Genomic DNA, 20,189 nt, shown 5'->3' with positions numbered 1-20,189 from the left:
AGGCGGCCAGCCGGTTCCGTCCTTCACACAGTTCACCGATATTCCGATGCCTTCGAACTCGTCGCTCGACATGGATCGAAGCATTATCTTTGGTGCCTCTGACGCCTGGCACGGACGGCTTGTGCTGAATTCCGGCGGAACACAGGCGCAGATGTATGATTTTTACGAACGTGAAATGCCCAATTTCGGCTGGAGCAAGGTCACGGTCGTGCGCGCTGATATTTCGGTCATGGTCTATGACCGCGAAAATCGCGTCGCAACGATCAAGCTTACCGGCGGTTCGTTTGCTGGATCCGTTGTTGATATCACGGTATCGCCGAAAGGCTGATCCACCGGGTCTCACAAATCAGCAAAAAACAAAGGGTGCCAGTTGGCACCCTTTTTTCTTAGGCATTCATGCAAGCTGCGCGATCAGCGCGTTCCGAACAGTCGGTCACCCGCATCACCAAGGCCCGGCACGATGTAAGCTTTTTCATTGAGCTTTTCATCAAGGCCGGCGGTATAGATCGGAACATCCGGGTGCGCATCCTGGAAGACTTTGACACCTTCGGGTGCTGCAACCAGCGCCATGAACCGGATATCCTTGTCAGCAACGCCATATTTGTTGAGCGTGTCGATTGCGGCCACCGCCGAGTTGCCGGTCGCCAGCATCGGGTCGACAAGGATAAAGGTACGGCCTTCGATTTCCGGCAATTTCACCAGATATTCGACCGGCATGTGGGTATCGGGATCACGATACAGACCGATATGACCGATACGGGCAGACGGCATCAGTTCAATCAGGCCGTCTGCCATGCCAGAACCGGCACGCAGGATCGGCACAACAGCCAGTTTGCGCCCCTGAATGACCGGCGCCTTCATCGGGCAGATCGGGGTCTGGATATCTTCATAGCTGACAGGAAGCTCACGGGTGATCTCGTAGCCCATCAGAAGCGCGATTTCCTTAAGCAACTGGCGGAAGGTTTTGGTCGAGGTATCGACCTTGCGCATATGGGTCAGTTTATGCTGGATCAGCGGGTGGTCCAGAATGTGGAGATTGGGGAAATCTGTTGGGGTGCTCATATCTTGCCAGCCATCCTGTCTTGGGCGGCAGCCGGGATAGGCGGCTGCCTCTCTGTATTTCTGCTCTGGGCGTACCGCCTAAAGGCTTTGTCCGGTGAAGGCAAGTAGAATGCCGCAAACAGGGGACAAAAACAAACCTGTTAACGCCAAATTCGCCAAATCGCCCCTGCCCCGACCCGCCCGCTTGCCGATCTGCCTGTTCGCCGGCTCGACTGCTGCCTGCCCGCACAGTCGGCCAAGATGCAGCGCGCGGCCTCTGCCAGATCATGCTACGCCCGTGCTGTGAACCGGCTCGCCTTTGCCAAGGACCTGAGCGGCCCATGGGCCAAACGCAAAACGGGGCGATACAATATTGTATCACCCCGTTTGTCATCAAAGTTCCGGCTGATCAGTCGACTTCGCGGTCATTGGGTTCGGCCCGGACCGGGAACCCGTCAAGCGCGTGGTCCTTTTTGATTTTGGCGGCATCATCACGGGCCTGTTTCAGGGTGGCGTATTTGCCGATCCGCACATAATACCAGGCCGAATCATCGGCGGCACCGCGTACGACAACCGCGACCTCAAGGCCCTTTTTGCGCAGCTCCTCAGCTCGCTGGCTGGCATTTTCATGAACCTTGAAGGCCCCGACCTGTACCGAGAACGGCGTTTCACCATTGGTGGCGACTTCGGCCTCGTCGTTCTGTGTTGCTGATGTGCGCGCCGCCGTTTCCTGTTTGGCAGGAGCAGCCGGGGCAGCATCGGTCTTGGCCGGTTCGGAAGAAGCAGAGTTTTCGCCCGCGGCCTGATCATTCGTGCCCTGAGCCGTCGCAGCAGAGCTTTCCACTGCCGGTGCTTCTGGCGCGTCAGGTGCGGCTGGCGCTTCGCCGACTTCGCGAATTTCCGGCGCAGAAAGCGTTTCACCATCACCCGCCGTATCATTTGCCGTCATCTCGGAAGCCGCCCCGCCCGCGTCACCCGCACCGGATGTGGTTGCAGCAGCATCGCCATCCGATGAGGCTTCGTCGGAATTTTCAAGGGCCGCACTGCGCTGGGCAATCAGATCCCCGACCGGGTCATCGCTGCTTTCGGCGATTTCGGCAACCGTTTCAGGGGTGGTTGTCGGGCTTTGCGGTACCGGTTCGGAAACCACGACCGGTTCATCCGGCTCGGTTGCGAGCATTTCAACCGGTGGCTTTTCAAGGGCGGCATTGGTGGCGCCGTCATCGGAATCCATAAACAGTCCGGCCCCGACCAGCATCCCGGCAAAGAACAAGACCAGGCCGAGCATACCGGCCCCGGTAACAAGACCAAGAAGGGTTTTGCGATCCATATCAGCTATCCGTGCATTAAAGTTTTGCCGATCACCGGTGCGACGTCCGTCACGCCCGTTGCCATCACCATGCCCGTCACGCCCATAGATAAAGGCCGGAAGCGGCGCATCCTTTTGCCCGGATTCCGGTTCGGAATCGGGTTGCGGGGTCGCACGCAGATCGGGTTTGTTGGTTTGGTCTTCGCCAACCATGAACTTGGCCATCCTTCACGACATCATTGTGATCATGATTTTGTAACCGCCAGCACGTTTATAAAACGCTAAAGCCGTTCAATCGGCGACACGCGACCATATATATAAAGGAAACGCCCGCACGGCATGTGAGCCACGCACGAACAGTGATGATGGATGATGGGAGAAACCGGGATAAAAAAAGGGGGACTGGTATGTTCCCCGGCATTGTCCCGCACAATAAACCGGATACCAGCCCCCTCGAGTGAGAGAGATCGACCTTCGGGGAGAGAGAGTCCCGAAGATAAATGGTCATCAGGCACGCCATGTCAGCCTGAAGACCGGTCACAAACGACATTGCCGTCTGCATTTGACAAAGACAGTCATAGACCATCGAAAATCTAATTGCAAACGATTATCACACACATTCGCATATTTTTTTCCGAAATTTCAAAACACTGACTTTTAACGCGTCAGAACGGACACCATTTAAAGGAGAATTAGCCCCCGCAACCACATAAAAATTCCTGATTTTTCCGCGGGTTTCGGCAGTTTTTAACAACTAAAAGATTGTTTTCCAAATTAAGCTCTGTTTGGATCAGGGAAACTACTCATAAGAAGTAGCCAGGTGGGAGCGAGACACCGACACAATACAAAAACAAAAAACGGTTTGCTCTGGAGTGATGAATATGACGGGAGACAAGGCCGCAAAGACGGCTATTTCAGGAGGTGCAACCAGCCTTCTGACGTTACGGCGCATTTTGCTCGTGACGGGTTTACTGGTTTCAGGTGCTGTTACATGGATGCTCCTTTGGACGGGAGATACCTATCGCAATTTTGCCATCGAGACGCTGAACAACTCGGTCAGTGGCACGGTGAATTTCTTTGTCGGTTCGCGGGTGGCAACCGACTATGCAGACAAGATTACCCCGATTGCCAATGAATGGTCGCGGCTTGGCAGTCTGGTGAAAAGCTATCAGGAAAACGATCAGACTCGCATGAAGGCAGAACTTGATATTCTGTCGAATGCCCGCGAGGTGGTTCAGGGTGACCTGACGCTGATTGATGCGATTGCCTATGACACCGATTTCAACCAGCTTGCAACGTCAAAGGCCAATCTTGGCGCCAGCGTCACCGATGATCCGGACGTCATGGCGTTCCTGACCGGACGTGACAAGGGCGAAGCCCGCAAACCGGCCAGTTTCATGTGGACCACGCCCGACGGGCGACCGGTTTTCAGCCTGATCCTGCCGGTCGGGGGCTTCCGCGCAGTCGGTTTCCTTGAAGTCATTACCGACCCGCTGCCGACACTGGCAGGCATTGGCAAGGTTCTGGGGGGCAATTTCCAGATTCTCGACAAATCGGGGACGGTGCTGTTTGAAAGCCTTGAAGATGGCGAAGCCAGCGAAGGCGGCACTGCCATTACCCAGACAGAAGACTCGGCCGATGGCGAGACCGCCGAAAATGCCCAACCGGCAGACGCGGGCACAACACCGGCCGACACCGGCGAAACCCACCGCGCGGCCGTTGATGTCACCATCAGCGACGGGCGCGGCGGCATCTGGGCCGAGGCGGTATTTGATCGCGACATCTCCGATTTCTATGCCCAGACCGATGATTTGCGGGCCCTGTCGATCGAAATCCTGATCGGTGTGCTGCTTGCGGCCTGGGTGGCCGGGTGGCTTTTGTTGCGGACCACCGTGTTCCGCAATCTTCGGGCGTTCTCGCGCGCGATGACGTCGATTTCGGAGGGCGATACCAATGTCGATCTGCCACAGGTCGGCAGCGACGAAATCGGCGATATGAAAAAGGCCCTGATTGCGCTTAGGGAATCGGTGCGCCAGGCCCTGATCCTGCAAAACATGGTCGAACATACCCCGACCATGACCGCACTGATCACCCCCGATGGCAAGGTCGGGTATCTGAATGCCAGCGGGCAGGAATATGTCGGAGCCCCGGCAAGTTCGCTTTCGGGCGACTTCCTTGAACTTGGTGCAGACTTCCAGAGCCGTCTGTCCAATCCGGCCAACCTGCCCTTTACCGAGATCATCCAGAACAAGCGTGATTATCTCGAAATCCTTGCCGCACCTGTGCTGGACAAGGATAACGCGCTTTTGGGCACCATGCTTGCCTGGAATGCGGTGACGGAACGCGAGGAAAGCAAAATCGCCGTCACCGAAATGATGGCCGAAGTTGCCCGCGTTGCCCAATCGGTAACCGAGCAATCCGAAGGCCTTCTGGAGCTGGCAAGCGAACTGACCGATCAGTCGCAAAATACGGTCCAGCAATCGGGCGGTGCACTTGATGTATCGCGCGAGGCGGCATCAAACACCCAGAATGTTGCCACCGCCGTCGAGGAACTTTCATCCTCGATCGCGGAAATCAACCGTCAGGCAACCGAGGCATCCGATGTGACCGGCCGGGCACAAAAAGAAGCAGAGGAAAGCCAGCGCAATATCGGATCACTTGAAAAGGCAAGTTCGGAGATCGGATCGATCATTGATCTGATCAACGATATCGCGCACCGCACCAAGCTTTTGTCGTTGAACGCAACGATCGAGGCCGAACGTGCCGGTGAACTTGGCAAGGGTTTTGCCGTGGTGGCCAACGAGGTCAAATCGCTTGCCGATCAGACCGCAAACGCCACCGGGCAGATTGGCGATCTGACCACTGCGATCCAGCAGGAAGTTCAGAAAGCCGCCCATTCCATCAGCACAGTGGGTGACGTTATTCATCAGGTCAATGACATCCAGTCGACCATTACCCAGTCGGTTGATGAACAGCGCCGTGCGACAAGCGAGATTTCCGAAAACGTCCAGCGCATCGCCGAAGGTGCCGGGTCGATGGATGAAATGATCCGGTTCGTGAATGAAGGCGCACTTGGCACCGGGCGCAATGCCCAGGACCTTAATACCGCAAGCCATCAGCTTTCCGAGATGGCGCGCAATCTTTCTGATCGCATGCGCGAATTTAGCGAACGCATGAAACTGACCTGATCAGGAAACCAGACCGGATCAAGACAAAGGGCGGCCCCGCAAGGCCGCCCTTTTCGTTAGATGCCGTCAAAGCCGGCTATCAGCTGGCGATTGATTTCGACGCGATTTCATAAAGATCGCGCGAGATTTCCGGTTTTGCCAGAACCCGCTCAAGCGCCTGTTTCATCAGGCGTGCGCGATCGGCATCATATTTCGCCCATTTGCCAAGCGGTGCGCACAGGCGTGCGGCCACCTGCGGGTTGATATCATCGAGTTCAATCAGACGATCGGCATAGAATGCGTATCCCGATCCGTCCTTGGCGTGGAAGGCGCGCGGGTTGGCCATGGCAAAGGCCCCGACCAGCGACCGGACCTTGTTCGGGTTGCGCATGGTAAAGGCCGGATGGCTCATCAGATCCTTGACGCGGGCAAGCGTATCATCGCGCGATGACATCGCCTGAAGCGCGAACCATTTATCCAGAACCACGCCGTCCTTGGCAAAGCGGGCTTCGAAATCGGCCAGTGCCTCGGCCCGCCCCGGATGATCCAGATGGTTCAGCACCGAAAGTGCCGCCATCTGGTCGGTCATATTGTCCGCGGTACGATATTGTTCGGCGGCAAGATCGGCATATTCCACCTTGTCGCTTGCCACCAGATAGGCCAGCGCCGTCGCGCGCAAGGCACGCTGACCAGCAGATGTTGCATCGGGGGTAAAGGCCGCGTTTGAGCCATTCTGACGATAGGTCGCATCAAATTCCGCCAACAGGCCAAGACCGATCCGCTTGCGCAGGGCCTTGCGGATTTGATGGATGGCTTCGGGGTTTGCCGGTTTGCGCTGTTCGGACAGGAATTCTTCGCCCGGCAACGCCAATGCATCAGCCCGGAAAGCCTTATCAAGGTCGTCGTTGCAAAGGGTGGCCCGCATCGCATCAATAAAGGCCGCGATGCTGTCGCCCTGCCCGTCCAGTGCGGCATTGGCATCCCCGCCATTCTTTTCAAATTCGGTGATGGCCGCCAGCATCAAGCGGGTTGCATATTTTTGTCCGGCTTCCCAGCGGTTGAACGCATCGGAATCCTTGCCCATCAGGAACACCAGTTCATCGTCGGGCTGATCGGTCATGACATTGACCGGTGCTGAAAAACCGCGGTTAAAGGAAACAACCGGCTTTTCCGATACGCCGTCAAAGACAAATTCCTGACTTTCCTTGGTCAGCTCCACGGTCTTTGCCACCAAATCCGATCCGTCCGCCCCCAGAAGACCGACCGAAATCGGCATGTGAAGCGGATATTTGTCCGGCTGTCCCGGGGTCGGGTCGGTTTTCTGTGACACAGTCAGGGTGAACTGTTTGGCATCAGCATCATATTCGCCCTGCCAGGTCAGCTCCGGCGTACCGGCCTGCGAGTACCAGCGTTTGAGCTGAGTGAAATCGGCGTCATTGGCGTCTTCCATCGCCTTGGCAAAATCATCACAGGTCACGGCCTGACCATCATGGCGATAAAAATAAAGATCGATCCCCTTGCGATAGCCATCGGGCCCCAGCAGCGTATGCATCATGCGGATCAGTTCCGCGCCCTTTTCATAGACCGTGGCGGTATAGAAATTGTTTATTTCCATATAGCTGTCGGGTCGCACCGGATGGGCAAGCGGCCCGCCATCTTCGGGGAACTGGCGCGCACGAAGCTGTGCGACATCCTTGATGCGCTGCACCGGGCGGGACCGCTGATCGGCGGAGAACTCCTGATCACGGAAAACGGTCAGGCCTTCCTTAAGGGACAACTGGAACCAGTCACGGCATGTCACGCGATTGCCCGACCAGTTATGGAAATATTCATGGGCAACGATCGATTCAATCAGTTCATAATCGGTATCGGTTGCCGTGTCGGGCTTTGCCAGAATGTATTTGGCATTAAAGATATTGAGGCTTTTGTTTTCCATCGCCCCCATATTGAAGTCCGACACCGCCACGATATTGAACAGATCGAGGTCATATTCCAGACCATAGACATCCTCGTCCCACTTCATCGAGCGGATCAGGCTGTCCATCGCGTAATCGCAGCGGTCTTCATTGCCATGTTCAACAAAAATGCGCAGCGCAACCTTGCGCCCGGAACGGGTGACAAAGCTGTCTTCGACACAGGCCAGATCACCGGCAACCAGCGCAAACAGATAGGACGGCTTGGGGAACGGGTCTTCCCACACCGCGAAATGACGCCCGCCGTCAAGATCACCGCTGTCAATCAGGTTGCCGTTCGATAGCAGAACCGGGCAGCTTGCCTTGTCGGCATTGATCGTCACCTTATAGGTCGCCATCACATCGGGGCGATCCGGGAAATAGGTAATGCGGCGGAAACCTTCGGCCTCGCACTGCGTACAGAACGCGCTTTGCGAAACATAAAGCCCTTCGAGGCGTGTATTGTTGGCCGGTGAAATCTGGGTTTCGATTTCGGCAATGAAATTTGCCCCCGGTGCGGCAAAGCGCAGACCTTCGGCATCGACGGTAAAGTCGCTTGAGGCCAGACGATCACCATCAAGGGTCACCGAAAGCAGTTTCATGTCCTCGCCATGAAGGAAAACTTCGTCGCCCTTGCCGGTGCCGCGCGCAGGATTCGCAGCCACAAACAGCCGTGATTTGACATTTGTGACGTCCCGTTCGAGATCAAAAACCAGTTCGACCTTTTCTACAAAAAAGTCAGGTTCTTTATAGTCTTTACGGTGGATCACTTGCGGCTGTTCAGACATTTCTGTGTCCTTTTTCCCTTGGGCTGCGCGGTTTTGGAACGGATTGTATAAATTCGCCAATATTGCAGCGCAGTGTCGTTTGTCAGAACTGAATTTCGGTCATTCGTTTCACTGATAGGATAAATTTCATTTTTCCTCAAATGCGGAGTTTACGGCACCGATTTTAGTATGCATAATCCCAAACGGTGGCGCGAGGGGGGCCAAAGTTTCACATTTCGTGGGGCGAGAGTGATCTTTGGTTTCCCTCAACCTTTCTGCCGATGATCCTTGCGGGCAGTTGGGCGCTTTCCGGGTCGCACCCGCACCAAAATCAAAATTATCCCAACATTTTCTCACCTAAGACTTTGTGAGTTCCGATTGATCGGGATAGAATAATTGCGACCTGTCGGGGAAATAACGTCCAGGGGAACTCGCCAATGACCGAGACATTCCAGATTCTGATCGCTGATGACCATCCGCTTGTCCGCGGTGCCCTGAAACAGTCATTAACAACAGAGCTGGATAACGTCACAGTCTATGAAGCCGGCAGCCTGTTTGAAGCCATCGAACAGATCGAAGCCCGCAAAGGCGATATCGACCTTGTTCTGCTTGATCTTCATATGCCGGGCATGAACGGCTTTACCGGCCTGTTTTCATTGCGCGCATCCTATCCCGACATTCCGGTTTCCATCGTTTCGGCCAGCCAGGAACTGCCGGTTGTCCGCCGTTCCATCGAATATGGCGCATCGGCCTTTGTCCCGAAATCGGCCCCGGTCGATCAGATCGGGTTGGCCGTCAAAACCGTTCTGGATGGTGGCATGTGGATGCCCGACTGGGCGCGCGAAGCCATGGAAAACGGCCCGGCTGATGACGAGGCCACGGGCCTTGCCGAAAAAATCGGACAACTTACCCCGCAGCAGCTTCGCGTTTTGAACATGCTGACCGAAGGCAAGCTTAACAAGCAGATCGCCTATGAGCTTGATGTGACCGAGGCCACCGTCAAGGCCCATGTATCGGCCATCCTGCGCAAACTGTCGGTTCACAGCCGCACCCAGGCGGTGATTATCGCCCGCGAACTTCAGCTTCAGGAACCGGCCATCGACGCCTGATTGCCGGTTCGCATCATGCCGGGTTCAGGAACCTCTGGCGTGGCGGCACGTTTAAGCAGATAGTTCTTTATCTGCGGGCACAGTCCCGAACAAACGGGAGACCATGCATGTCATCGCCATGCGCCGTCGGGACACCATCAGATCCGTCAAACACCACCCGATCACCAAACGAACCCAATGCGGCCGCCAATCAGGCAGCCGTGGATCAGGCAGATACGGTTAACGGCCCGGACCAGACCCGGGTTGCAGGTTCGCGCGCCCTGATCTATCGCCGGGCCCGGACGATTTCGGTCATCGGAACGTTTGGCATCCTCACCCTTGGTTGTCTTTATGTGGCGCAAAGTCTTGTGCTGCCGGTGATCATGGCGTTTTTGCTGTCGCTTGTCTTTTCGCCTGTCGTGCGTACGCTTGCGCAATTTCGCATTCCGCGCAGCATAACTGCGCTGACCATTGTGCTTGGCCTCAGCGCATCGGTGATTGCCGGCATTTACGGATTGAGCGGCCCGGTATCGGGCTGGATCGACGAAGCCCCGCAGATCGAGCAACGGCTGCGCCTGCGCCTTGCCGATCTTAGCGAGCCGCTTGACAAGCTGCGCGATGCCCAGCAACAGGTGGCCGAGGCAACCGACCAGAATAGCGGCGATGAAAATGTCCAGAAGGTGGTGGTGACCGAACCCAACCTGATCAGTCAGGCCGCCGAAGGTGCGCCCGATATTCTGGCCGGTATTGCGTTGATGCTGGTGCTGCTTCTGTTCATTTTATCGGCCGGTGATCTTGTCTATGAGAAACTGGTGCGTGCGCTTCCGACCTTTGGCGACCGGCGCAAGGGATTGCGCATTGCCCATGATGTCGAACGCGAAGTTTCGCGCTATCTTGCCACCATCACCGCGATCAATATCACGCTTGGTCTTGTTGTCGGCACGCTGATGGCGATCATTGGCCTGCCCAACCCGATCCTGTGGGGGATTGCCGCCGCGGTTCTGAATTACGTGCCGATTCTGGGGGCCCTTACCGGGATTGCCATTGTTGCCGTGGTTGGCCTTGTATCCATGCAGACAACAAGCGAGGCCCTTCTGGCCCCGGCCCTTTATTTCGTCTGTACCGCCCTTGAAGGCCAGATCATCACCCCGGCCCTTGTCGGCAACCGGCTTCGGATCAATTCAATTGCCATCATTCTGGCTGTGGCGTTCTGGGGCTGGATGTGGGGTGTGGTCGGTATTCTGGTTGCCGTACCGCTTCTGATCGTTTCGCGGGTTATCGCCAATCATGTCGACGGGCTTGGCGGGTTGCGCGAATTGCTGGGCCCCCATCATCACGGCAATCAGGGCAATAACCTTGCCCGGTCGAAATAGATCGATTGCGCGACCCTGGTGAGAGGCGTCAAGGGCGCCTAAACCGCCAAAGAGGCCAAAGCCCCGATCAAGGCATGATCAACGCGTGATGGCATGACCTAAATCCGGCTATTCCGCCGCCGCCCCTGCTGCGTACGTCTAATTGCTTGCCAAGTATCGGCCGGGCTGCCACCCTTGGGGCATGTCCGATCTGGTTGAAATTCTTTGTCATGACTGCCCGGGTGTCGAGGCCGTTCGCGCCCGCACGCGCCACAGCTTTGCCAAACACAGCCATGAAACATTCGGCATCGGCTTGATGTTTTCAGGCGCACAAAAATCTGCATCGGGCCGCGGCATGGTCGAAGCCGGGGCTGGCAACATCATTACGGTCAATCCGCGCGAAATCCATGACGGCCATCCGATCGGCGATGCGGCGCGCGGCTGGAACATGCTGTATTTCGATCCTGCCCTGATTGCCAATACAGCAAACGACATGTCAGACGGCGCAAACCCGCATTATGAATTCACCCGCCCGGTGATGGATCACCCACAGGTCCGGCAATGCTTCACCGCACTATTTGACGCAATCACCCACGGCACAGTGGATGCCGCACGGTTGCGGCGCGAAGAAATGCTGCTTTTGCTGCTTCATCATGCCCTGTCCCATTCGGGCGACGGGCCCGCCAAACCCGCAACCCGAAAGGCAGTCGCCCATGCACGGATCAAACGGGCCAAGGCATTGCTTGATGATTGCCCGGCCGAACTGCACAGCCTTGATGATCTTTCCGACGTGACGGGGCTAAGCAAATTTCAAACCGTGCGCGAATTTACCCGTGCGACCGGCCTGACCCCGCACGCCTATCTGATCCAACGGCGCATTGATCTTGCCCGCGACCTGATCCGGGCGGGCCAGCCACTTGCCGATATTGCCCATCGCGCCGGATTTGCTGATCAAAGCCACCTTAATCGCCATTTTATCCGGGCCTTCGGCCTGACACCGGGCCGCTATGCCCGTGCCGTTCGGTAAAACTGAGTAATCCTCACATCTTCCATTTGCCGTTCTGATCCGCCAGATACAGCATTTTGGGCGATGCGGACCATCGCCCAAAATGCGCATAAACGCGAAGCCCCGCAAAAAGCGAAAATCATCCTGCAATTCCGTTCAAGAATGCGGCCCGCGCCACCCGTAAATTGACTGCATCACAGTCAACCAAACGGACGCATCATGATCACCCTTGATTACCTGATCACATCGCTCATCATCGTCGCCCTGCCCGGCACCGGCGTGATTTATACCCTTGCCCTTGGATTGGGACGCGGCATGAAAGCCAGCATCTGGGCGGCCTTTGGCTGCACCCTTGGCATCGTGCCCCATATGGCGGCAAGCATCCTTGGCCTGAGCGCCCTGCTTCATGCCAGCGCGGTCGCCTTTGAAATCGTGCGTTATCTCGGTGTGGCGTGGTTGCTCTATATGGCCTGGGGCATGTGGTTTGGGACAGGTGCGATGAAAGTCACCGCGAATGAGACCAAAACCGGCATCGCCAAAATCATCCGCGACGGCATCTTGCTGAACCTTCTCAACCCCAAACTGTCGGTCTTCTTCCTCGCCTTCCTGCCACAGTTTGTTAGCGCTAACACGCCCGGCACAACACTTGAGATGACCCTGCTCGGCCTGATCTTCATGGCTATGACGTTTGGGGTGTTTGTAATCTACGGATGCTTCGCCGGGGCACTGCGCAGCCACATCATCGAACGCCCGAAAATCATGACATGGATCGGTAAGGGTTTTGCCGGGGCGTTTGTGGCGATGGGGGCGAAACTTGTCATGACGGCACGATAAGCAGATTGCACGACAAAACGATATTGTTCCAATTTATGGAACATGATACTTTACTGGTAATGGACAGATTGAAGCAAACCCGCATCAGGAAAACGTATGCGTATCATTGCCCGCAAGGTGCTTGTTGATTTCTGGCTTAAACATCCTGAAACGGAACAGCCCCTTAAGGCATGGTTTGATCGGACCCGCAAAGCAAACTGGCAAAGCCATCAGGATGTCCTGAACGTTTTCGGCACGGCGAAATCAATCAATGCCGAACGCATCAGGTTCAAGATACACGGCAATAACTACCGCCTGATCGTCGCCTTTCGCTATGACGTCCAGATCGCATGGATCAAGTTCATCGGCACCCACGCAGACTATGACAAGATCGATGCCAAAACCGTCGACAGGTTCTAACCGGACTTGGCAGGAGAAAGAGATGCAAACAACCTATGCCCTCAAACCAATCAAGACCGAAGCTGACCATGAGGCGGCGATGGAGCTTGTTGAAAATCTTTGGGACGCCAAACCGGGCACACCGGAAGCCGACCAGTTAGAAGTACTCGGCATCCTGATCGACCAGTACGAAGCGCAACAATACCCGATTGCCGCACCCGATGCCGTCGAAGCTGTATTGTTTTACATGGAGCAAAATGGACTGGAACGCGCCGAGCTTGGAAAACTGCTTGGCAGTCGTTCCCGTGCGTCCGAATTCCTCAACCACAAAACCAGCCTTTCACTTACGCAGATCAGAAAGCTGAATGAAGTTTGGGGTATTCCAGCAGATATATTAATCCAACCCATAAGATATATCGCTTAGATAGAACTAACTAGGCTCACACTAAAGGTTACATTCTTCAAATGAATAAAAGCAGCTTCGAGTTCAAATATCCTGTTGCAGAATGCGACGTTAGTAACTCCAATCAGCTTGCTGAATTTAGAGAAAAATACTCCGAATGGATCACTTGGTTCAGTGAAGATGAACACCATTCTATATGTAAGCAAGTCAACGGCATCATGTGGAGTGATGCCGTTTTCCGCACACTCAATGAATCGCGACGTTTTTCCAATGAAGATTCTCCAACTGCATCTACTAATGCAATGCTAGCGGAGTTCATTGACAGCGGTTTCGTGTCTACTCAAATACTGTCGATCTGCAAAATAACAGACGCATACTATGGTCAAAAGAAAAAAGGAATTATCTCTCTGCCGCGCTTTATTGATGACCTTAAAAAACACAAGAAACTACTCACTCGCGAGCTTTACGTTTGCTTCGACGGCTTACCATACGACTACCAAACGATTCGCGACAACGAATACTCAAATATGACACCTGAAGAGTTTCGAACAGTAAGATATCTGCCTTCTTCAGGACCAAAAGCATGGACTGTGTCGCAACGCCTGCATGATTTCTTCGATAGATTATCAGGAGTTTCATCCGACAACCGATGTCGTACAGACCTGATTGATGATCGCGTATTCGACACCTTAGAAAGCTGGCTCCAATCTCCCACTTTCGAGAAACTCCGCACGCTGAGAAACAAATTCACAGCCCATGCAGCAGACGGCTATTCACGTGAACAAGTTTTACTTGAAAGCAAAGGAATCTCTCTTGACGAAATCGAAGAAGCTCAACGGGCATTGATAAGAACGGCCAATGAGATTGGTTCAGCCATACTTTATCATCATGGAATCGGTGGGCCGGTACCGATACCGCAATTTGATCTATTTAAAAATCTTACATTGCCATTCATTCCAGAAAAGAACATCGAAGAACTACGAGATTGGTGGAGTACTCATGAGATGGATAGAGAAAGTTGGTTGAGAGAGGACGTTAACCTGCTTACCGGTGAAATCTCATCGCTGTAATCTTATGTGACTCTTACTCTGCCGCATCACTCCCCAACCGATTAAGTGCCCGCGTCATAAGCGCACGCAGTTTCGCCGGTCGGAGGGGTTTGTTGAGCAGGGAGAAACCCTGTTCGCGGATCAGGTCGGCGGTCTCAGTCGAGCGGTCGGCGGTGATGATGACGCCGGGTACGTTAACACCGTGAACATCGCGAAGCCGGATCAGGACATCAAGGCCGGTCTGGCCGGAATCAAGGTGGTAGTCGGCAAGGATGATGTCGGGTGCAAAGGTGCCCTTGCCCGGTTCTGATCCGCTCAGAAGGTCTTCGGCCACCGGGCCGGACCGGGCGGTAGCGACCACGCAGTCCCAGTTGCTGAGCATCGCATTCATGCCGTCAAGAATGTCGGGTTCGTTATCAATGCACAGCACGCGCAAGCCGCCCAGTTCCCCCGCCATGCGGCGTTTGGGTTTGGGGGTTGCGGCCGTATCGGCAACGCCAAGTGGCACCTCGACCGAGAAGACCGTGCCGCGTCCGGGGCGCGAGCGCACCGATACCGGATGATCAAGGGACCGGCCAAGACGATCGACAATCGCAAGGCCAAGACCAAGCCCCTTAACATCGGTGGTTTCCGGGCCCTCAAGACGGTGGAATTCGCGGAAGATGATTTTGAGCTTGTCTTCGGGGATGCCCGGTCCGCTGTCCCAGACTTCGAGTTTCAGCTTGTCGCCGCGCACACGGCAGCCGACCACAGCCCCCCCGGTGCGGGTATAGCGCATGGCGTTGGAGATGAAGTTTTGCAGGATACGGCGGAGCAAGCGACTGTCACTACGCACCCAAAGATCGCGTTTATGGACCTTGAAGCTCAGCCCCGCATTTTCGGCAATCGGGCCAAATTCGGTTTCAAGTGCGCTTAACACATCGCTGATTGCGAAATTACGGATATTGGGCTGCATCGCCCCCGCATCGAGCTTGCAGATATCCAAAAGCTCGTTCAGCAGTTCCTCGACCCCCTTGAGTGACAGATCAACCTTGCCGACAAGGTCGAGCACATCCTCGGCCAGTCCCTGTTTGCCGCCAAGCGCCACAGTAAACAGACGCGCGGCATTAAGCGGCTGCAAAAGATCGTGGCTGGCCGCGGCAAAGAAGCGGGTTTTGGTATCGTTAGCAGTTTCGGCCTGTTCCTTGGCGTCCGAAAGTTCGGAGTTCAGAACTTCAAGCGCGTGGGTACGTTCGGTCACGCGGGCTTCAAGCCCCTCGTTGGCTTCCTTAAGGGCCTGTTCGGCGGTCTTGCGTTCGGTAATGTCGTGATAGATGCAGAAGTAACCCAGCACTTCGCCGGTTTCGTCAAAATGCGGGATATAGGTGCCTTCGGCATAGCGGCCTTCGCGCACGCCCTGCATGCCGCGTTCATCATTGCGGTTGCGCGTGATTGCCGGGAATTCGATTTCAAAGCTTTGGCGATAGCCCTTAAGCACCAGCTCGATCATCGGAGCCAGATGGACATAGCGTTCCTCGCCCACCGCTTCGCGGACCGACATGCCGTGGGCCTCAACACGCCTAAGGCCAAACATCCGCTCATACGGGCGGTTGGTAAAGCGCAGGCGCTGATTTTTGTCGGCATAGGCGATCATTACCGGAATGTTGTCGGTGTAAATCCGGATATTGCGTTCGCTTTCGCGAAGGGCTTCTTCGGTGCGCACGCGTGCCGTGATATCGGCGATGGTGGCAACAAAGCCGCCATCGGGCATCGGGTTGGTGCGGATTTCAAGCACCATGCCATCGGAACGTTTGCGTTCGTAAGTATGGGGAAGCCGGCGCATCTGGGGGGCTGCATTGCGGCCCAGAAGGATATCGATATCAACCGAACGGGTGTCGTTGGCGCGGCAAATCTGCACCAGTTCGGACAGTGGCAGGGTGACCTGAATGTCGCTTGTCGCGATGCCAAGCAAATCAATGAACCGATGGTTCCAGGTCGCCAGACGCAGGTTCTGGTCAAACACGCCGACCCCTTGGGAAATGTTTTCAAGGGTATTGAGCAACAGGTCACGGTTGAATTTGATCGCCTCGGACGCTTCGTCAAGAAGTTCCATCGCATCACGGCGCGACACCGCCTTATCGGGCAGCAAAAGCGCCATCACCACGCGCGATGATGCCGCCCCCACGGCCCCCGAAAGCAGATGTTCGGTGAAACTTGCGGCATCGACATCGGCAAGGTCGGATCGTTTGGGTTCGCCCCCGCGCGATTTCAGATAATTGCGAAAGGCACGCTGTGCCCAGTGTTTTCCAAGAAACCGCGCAGCCAGATCTTCGAGGTCGCCCAGCGTGACCCGACCAAGCCAGGTGTCGTTGCGTGCCTTCGTACTTTTGCGCCAGACATCGACAAAGACCTGGGCCTGCCGGCGCTGGGTCACGCCCTGTACCCCGACGGCCGATCCGACAAACATCAGAACGAAATTGACACCAAGCGACCAGACCACCCCGTGGGTCAGGTGATCTTCGATCCCGACCCCGAGCAATGCCTGCGGATTAAGAATGGCAAAACCGAACGGCCCGTCGGTCAGGATCGATGCCGGAAGCAATTCCCCCTGCACAAAGGTCGGCAGCAACAGTGTATAGGCCCAAAGCACAAATCCCGACACAAGGCCAAGCCGCACCCCGGTCCGGTTGATGTTTTTAAGATAGATGGCCGCCAGAACCGCCGGACCGAATTGCGCCATGGCGGCAAAGGACAGCATCCCGATATCGGCCAGCGCATATTTTTCCGACAGGAACCGATAGAACCCGTAAGCCAGAAAAAGCAACAGGATCACGGCCGCACGCCGGATTTTCAAAAGCACCTGGCTGACATCACCGGACATGCGGTTTTGCAATTTTTCCGAGCGCAGCAAAAGCGGCATGATCAGATCGTTACACACCATGGTCGAAACCGCGACGCACGATACGATCACCATGCCGGTACTGGCCGACAGCCCGCCGATAAAGGCAACAATCGCCAGCCAGTCCTGCCCGCCCAGAAGCGGCAAGGTCAGAACGAATGTATCGGGATTGACCTTTGGCTCGTCCCCGAACATGAACAGGCCGGCAATGGCAATCGGCACGACAAAGATATTGATCGCCACCAGATAGGCCGGAAACAGCCAGCGCGCACTAGCCAGATTGCGGCTGTCATCATTTTCAACAAAGGTCACATGGAACTGGCGCGGCAGACAGAACATCGCAAAGGCGGCAAGCAGCGTCGCAATAAAGAAATGCGATGTCAGCCAGGTATCGGGCCTGAAAAGTTGCCGGACGGCGGGATCGGACAAGGCGCGCTTGTTGATATCGGCAACACCGTCAAACATGCCGTACACGACAAAGAACCCGACCAGCAAAAGAGCAGCCAGCTTGACCAGGCTTTCAAACGCCACCGCCAGAATAAGACCGTCATGATGTTCGGAGGCATGGATATAGCGCACACCAAACAGGATGGCGAAAACCGCCATCAGGATGGTGACATAAAAGGCCGTATCCTTGGAAAAATGACCGGCCGAATGACGCACCACCTGTTCGCCAAGTTCCCCGATCAGCACATCAAAGGACAGCGACACGGCTTTGAGCTGAAGCGAGATATAGGCAAGAACGCCGACCACCGCGATCAGCGCCACAAGGGCGGCCAGACTTTGGCTTTTGCCATAGCGCGACCCCAGAAAATCGGCGATCGAGGTGATATTCTGTTGATGGCAGACCCGGGCGATTTTGGTCATGATGCCAAAACCGACAATCATCACAATGATCGGGCCGATATAGATCGGCAAAAAGGCCCAGCCGCGTGTTGCCGCCGTTCCGACCGATCCAAAGAATGTCCAGCTGGTGCAATAGACCGCCATCGACAGGGCATAGATCGACGGTTTCAACTTTGATGCGCGCCATTTATCGGCGTATTTGTCACCATAATGGGCAATGGCAAACAACAACCCGATATAGGTCATGGCAACGATAAAGATCAGTCCGCCCTGAAGCATCCGTGTATAGCCCTGTATTCTGACCACCGTTTCAGGCGGTTACGATTATCTTTTCCCGGGGACTATACCACGGCCGATGAATTGTCTAAAACGACGCAAATTCGATTTGGTGCAATAAGCACCCAGACCAAAGACCAATGAAAGCGTGGTTCAGATGTCTTCTGATTATGGCTTTTACGCCGGAATTTTGCGTTTTGTCGCAAAGAAAACCGAAACCGATGAACGTGAAATCCGCATCATGATGGGCCATTTGTCGGGCATTGCCGATGCCATCGCGCAATCCGGGCGTTTCATGATCGAACGCGACAATTGCGAAAGTGCCGCGCGTGCCTTTGCCGGGGTTGCCAAATTCCTGCAGGAACGCATCCTGCCCGAGGCCCTGAATGCCGGGAATGAAGGCGCGGTCGAACAGCTTAAATGGGCGATTGAAACATCGCTTGTCATGGCAGCCGAACTGGTCAAGCGCGCAGCAGACGAAGAGCTTAAAGATCAGGACAGGTTCACCTTTGACCTGCCCGCGCCCAACAAGCCGACCGTGCATTAGGCACCAAGAGGATAATGCATCAGGCATCCCGCATCAGGCGCATAATGTACGGTGCATGATGCATGGACTTGGCGCATAGCCGATAGCGCATAGCGCGCACCAAAAAAGGCCGACACCCGGGGTGTCGGCCTTTTTCGTTTCAGATCGGTATCGCGGACTGGTTAGCCCTGATTGGCAAAGACATTGGCGCGCTGGTTCAGCGCGGTTGCCTCAAACTCCTTGCCATAAGGGGCTGCCTTTTTCGCAAAATCCATCAGCGACGCATAGATGCGGCCATTAAGGTCATTCTGACCTGCGATTTCTTCAACCGCTTCCTTGGCGGCACCGGCAAAGGCCGCGATCAGATCATCATTGAAATGACGGATCTCGGTACCTTTGGCGAGGATCGCCTGATAGGACTGAACGTTGTTGAAGGTAAAGTCCGCAAGGGTCTGTTCGACATTGGCCTGTGCGGCAATGGCGACGATTTCCTGAAGGTCTTCGGGCAGTTCGGCGAATTTGTCCTTGTTGATAAAGACTTCGATGCCCGAACCCGGTTCGGCAAATGCCGGGGTGTAGTAATATTTGGCAACCGAGGCCAGACCGAACGCATAGTCGTTCCACGGACCAACCCACTCGGCCGCATCAATCGCACCGGATTGCAAGCTTGGCAGAATGTCAGCAGCCGGAAGCAGCGACGGGGTCGCACCCAGACGACGCATGGCTTCGCCACCGATACCGGCATAGCGGACTTTAAGGCCCTTAAGGTCATCAACAGAATTGATTTCCTTGTTGAACCAGCCACCTGCCTGAAGGCCGGTGTTACCTGCGAGGAACGGTTTGACGTTGAACTGGGAATAAAGTGCGTCCCAAAGTTCCTGACCACCGCCAAAGCGCAGCCAGCCCGAAAGTTCCCACGCCATCAGACCAAACGGAATGGTGGTGAAGAACGAAACGGCCGGGTCCTTGCCAAACCAGTAATAGGGCGTGGAATGGGCCAGATCGGCAACGCCCTGTTCGACCGCATCCATGCATTCAAGGGCCGGAACCAGTTCGCCCGCACCATAAACCGTAATCTTGAGACGGCCACCCGACATCTTGTTGACGCGTTCGGCAAACAGTTCGCCATTGGCACCAAGGCCCGGCGTTCCTTTGGGCCAGGGCATGACCATGCGCCAATTGATGGTTTCATCGGCCTTGACGATGGCCGGCGCAGTAGCAGCGGCAGCAAATGCACCGGCAGCAACGCCTGCGCCGCTCAGAAACTGACGACGTTTCATTGTGGGGCTCCCAATATTGGTAAATTTTTGCGTAAAA

The 20,189-nt window shown here is 55.4% G+C and carries 15 protein-coding genes (1 of these 15 only partly in view); 10 read left to right on the top strand and 5 right to left on the bottom strand.

Features of this window, described 5'->3' with window-relative positions; translation table 11 throughout:
- Positions 1-328, top strand: partial view of a hypothetical protein gene (locus SIB88_RS11080; protein WP_228196497.1) — the 3' portion only. 119 nt of this gene lie to the left of the window's left edge; the window shows 328 of its 447 coding nt (coding positions 120-447); its start codon lies beyond the left edge, outside the window; it ends in the stop codon at positions 326-328.
- Positions 329-411: 83 nt separating this feature from the next.
- On the opposite strand, the gene upp is transcribed toward SIB88_RS11080, so the two are convergent.
- Both upp and SIB88_RS11070 read right to left on the bottom strand, forming a co-directional pair.
- The gene (upp, locus tag SIB88_RS11075) at positions 412-1,062 is read right to left on the bottom strand and encodes a uracil phosphoribosyltransferase (RefSeq protein WP_068520042.1); all 651 of its coding nucleotides are present in this window, start codon (positions 1,060-1,062) and stop codon (positions 412-414) included.
- Positions 1,063-1,450: 388 nt separating this feature from the next.
- Complete coding sequence (locus tag SIB88_RS11070) at positions 1,451-2,575, bottom strand: SPOR domain-containing protein (protein ID WP_412558080.1); 1,125 nt, start codon at positions 2,573-2,575, stop codon at positions 1,451-1,453.
- Positions 2,576-3,345: 770 nt separating this feature from the next.
- Between SIB88_RS11070 and SIB88_RS11065 the strand changes: the two genes are divergently transcribed.
- The gene (locus tag SIB88_RS11065; RefSeq protein ID WP_412558079.1) at positions 3,346-5,538 is read left to right on the top strand and encodes a methyl-accepting chemotaxis protein; all 2,193 of its coding nucleotides are present in this window, start codon (positions 3,346-3,348) and stop codon (positions 5,536-5,538) included.
- 79 nt (positions 5,539-5,617) lie between these two features.
- Here SIB88_RS11065 and pepN read toward each other — a convergent pair whose 3' ends face one another.
- Complete coding sequence (gene pepN / locus SIB88_RS11060; RefSeq protein ID WP_412558078.1) at positions 5,618-8,257, bottom strand: aminopeptidase N; 2,640 nt, start codon at positions 8,255-8,257, stop codon at positions 5,618-5,620.
- 416 nt (positions 8,258-8,673) lie between these two features.
- Here pepN and SIB88_RS11055 point away from each other — a divergent pair, with 416 nt between their 5' ends.
- From SIB88_RS11055 to SIB88_RS11025, 7 genes are all read left to right on the top strand, one after another.
- The gene (locus SIB88_RS11055; RefSeq protein WP_101247610.1) at positions 8,674-9,345 is read left to right on the top strand and encodes a response regulator; all 672 of its coding nucleotides are present in this window, start codon (positions 8,674-8,676) and stop codon (positions 9,343-9,345) included.
- Positions 9,346-9,452: 107 nt separating this feature from the next.
- Positions 9,453-10,697 (top strand): AI-2E family transporter, encoded by a 1,245-nt coding sequence (locus SIB88_RS11050; protein ID WP_412558077.1) that lies wholly within the window; start codon positions 9,453-9,455, stop codon positions 10,695-10,697.
- Between the two features lie 181 nt (positions 10,698-10,878).
- The gene (locus SIB88_RS11045) at positions 10,879-11,703 is read left to right on the top strand and encodes an AraC family ligand binding domain-containing protein (RefSeq protein WP_412558076.1); all 825 of its coding nucleotides are present in this window, start codon (positions 10,879-10,881) and stop codon (positions 11,701-11,703) included.
- 198 nt (positions 11,704-11,901) lie between these two features.
- Positions 11,902-12,516 carry a LysE family translocator gene (locus tag SIB88_RS11040; RefSeq protein ID WP_412558075.1) on the top strand — a complete coding sequence of 205 codons (615 nt, stop codon included), beginning with the start codon at positions 11,902-11,904 and terminating at the stop codon, positions 12,514-12,516.
- Positions 12,517-12,612: 96 nt separating this feature from the next.
- Positions 12,613-12,915: a type II toxin-antitoxin system HigB family toxin gene (locus tag SIB88_RS11035; RefSeq protein ID WP_412558074.1), complete on the top strand. Its 303-nt coding sequence runs from the start codon at positions 12,613-12,615 to the stop codon at positions 12,913-12,915.
- A gap of 22 nt (positions 12,916-12,937) precedes the next feature.
- On the top strand, positions 12,938-13,318 hold the full coding sequence (locus SIB88_RS11030) for a helix-turn-helix domain-containing protein (RefSeq protein WP_412558073.1): 381 nt from the start codon (positions 12,938-12,940) through the stop codon (positions 13,316-13,318).
- Positions 13,319-13,359: 41 nt separating this feature from the next.
- Complete coding sequence (locus tag SIB88_RS11025) at positions 13,360-14,367, top strand: hypothetical protein (RefSeq protein WP_412558072.1); 1,008 nt, start codon at positions 13,360-13,362, stop codon at positions 14,365-14,367.
- A 13-nt stretch (positions 14,368-14,380) separates the two neighbouring features.
- Here the strand turns inward: SIB88_RS11025 and SIB88_RS11020 are convergent, their stop codons facing one another.
- Positions 14,381-18,349 (bottom strand): NahK/ErcS family hybrid sensor histidine kinase/response regulator, encoded by a 3,969-nt coding sequence (locus SIB88_RS11020; RefSeq protein WP_412558071.1) that lies wholly within the window; start codon positions 18,347-18,349, stop codon positions 14,381-14,383.
- Positions 18,350-18,503: 154 nt separating this feature from the next.
- On the opposite strand from SIB88_RS11020, the gene SIB88_RS11015 reads away from it, so the two are divergent.
- Positions 18,504-18,893 (top strand): hypothetical protein, encoded by a 390-nt coding sequence (locus SIB88_RS11015; protein ID WP_412558070.1) that lies wholly within the window; start codon positions 18,504-18,506, stop codon positions 18,891-18,893.
- A 161-nt stretch (positions 18,894-19,054) separates the two neighbouring features.
- On the opposite strand, the gene SIB88_RS11010 is transcribed toward SIB88_RS11015, so the two are convergent.
- Positions 19,055-20,152: a TRAP transporter substrate-binding protein gene (locus SIB88_RS11010; RefSeq protein WP_412558069.1), complete on the bottom strand. Its 1,098-nt coding sequence runs from the start codon at positions 20,150-20,152 to the stop codon at positions 19,055-19,057.
- Positions 20,153-20,189: the final 37 nt, after the last annotated feature.

Origin of the sequence: Thalassospira sp. MIT121401, from assembly GCF_047125595.1 — a bacterium.
Lineage (GTDB): Bacteria > Pseudomonadota > Alphaproteobacteria > Rhodospirillales > Thalassospiraceae > Thalassospira > Thalassospira povalilytica.
The sequence above is the reverse complement of the archived record's forward strand: the minus strand, read 5'-3'. Positions and strand labels throughout refer to the sequence as shown.

What these genes read in the sequence shown, in the direction of transcription:
- SIB88_RS11035 (WP_412558074.1), top strand. Translation starts at nt 12,613, where the DNA reads ATGCGTATCATTGCCCGCAAGGTGCTTGTTGATTTCTGGCTTAAACAT.
- SIB88_RS11070 (WP_412558080.1), bottom strand. Translation starts at nt 2,575, where the DNA reads ATGGCCAAGTTCATGGTTGGCGAAGACCAAACCAACAAACCCGATCTG.
- SIB88_RS11050 (WP_412558077.1), top strand. Translation starts at nt 9,453, where the DNA reads ATGTCATCGCCATGCGCCGTCGGGACACCATCAGATCCGTCAAACACC.
- SIB88_RS11030 (WP_412558073.1), top strand. Translation starts at nt 12,938, where the DNA reads ATGCAAACAACCTATGCCCTCAAACCAATCAAGACCGAAGCTGACCAT.
- upp (WP_068520042.1), bottom strand. Translation starts at nt 1,062, where the DNA reads ATGAGCACCCCAACAGATTTCCCCAATCTCCACATTCTGGACCACCCG.
- SIB88_RS11055 (WP_101247610.1), top strand. Translation starts at nt 8,674, where the DNA reads ATGACCGAGACATTCCAGATTCTGATCGCTGATGACCATCCGCTTGTC.
- SIB88_RS11020 (WP_412558071.1), bottom strand. Translation starts at nt 18,349, where the DNA reads ATGCTTCAGGGCGGACTGATCTTTATCGTTGCCATGACCTATATCGGG.
- SIB88_RS11015 (WP_412558070.1), top strand. Translation starts at nt 18,504, where the DNA reads ATGTCTTCTGATTATGGCTTTTACGCCGGAATTTTGCGTTTTGTCGCA.
- SIB88_RS11010 (WP_412558069.1), bottom strand. Translation starts at nt 20,152, where the DNA reads ATGAAACGTCGTCAGTTTCTGAGCGGCGCAGGCGTTGCTGCCGGTGCA.
- pepN (WP_412558078.1), bottom strand. Translation starts at nt 8,257, where the DNA reads ATGTCTGAACAGCCGCAAGTGATCCACCGTAAAGACTATAAAGAACCT.
- SIB88_RS11040 (WP_412558075.1), top strand. Translation starts at nt 11,902, where the DNA reads ATGATCACCCTTGATTACCTGATCACATCGCTCATCATCGTCGCCCTG.
- SIB88_RS11065 (WP_412558079.1), top strand. Translation starts at nt 3,346, where the DNA reads ATGCTCCTTTGGACGGGAGATACCTATCGCAATTTTGCCATCGAGACG.
- SIB88_RS11045 (WP_412558076.1), top strand. Translation starts at nt 10,879, where the DNA reads ATGTCCGATCTGGTTGAAATTCTTTGTCATGACTGCCCGGGTGTCGAG.
- SIB88_RS11025 (WP_412558072.1), top strand. Translation starts at nt 13,360, where the DNA reads ATGAATAAAAGCAGCTTCGAGTTCAAATATCCTGTTGCAGAATGCGAC.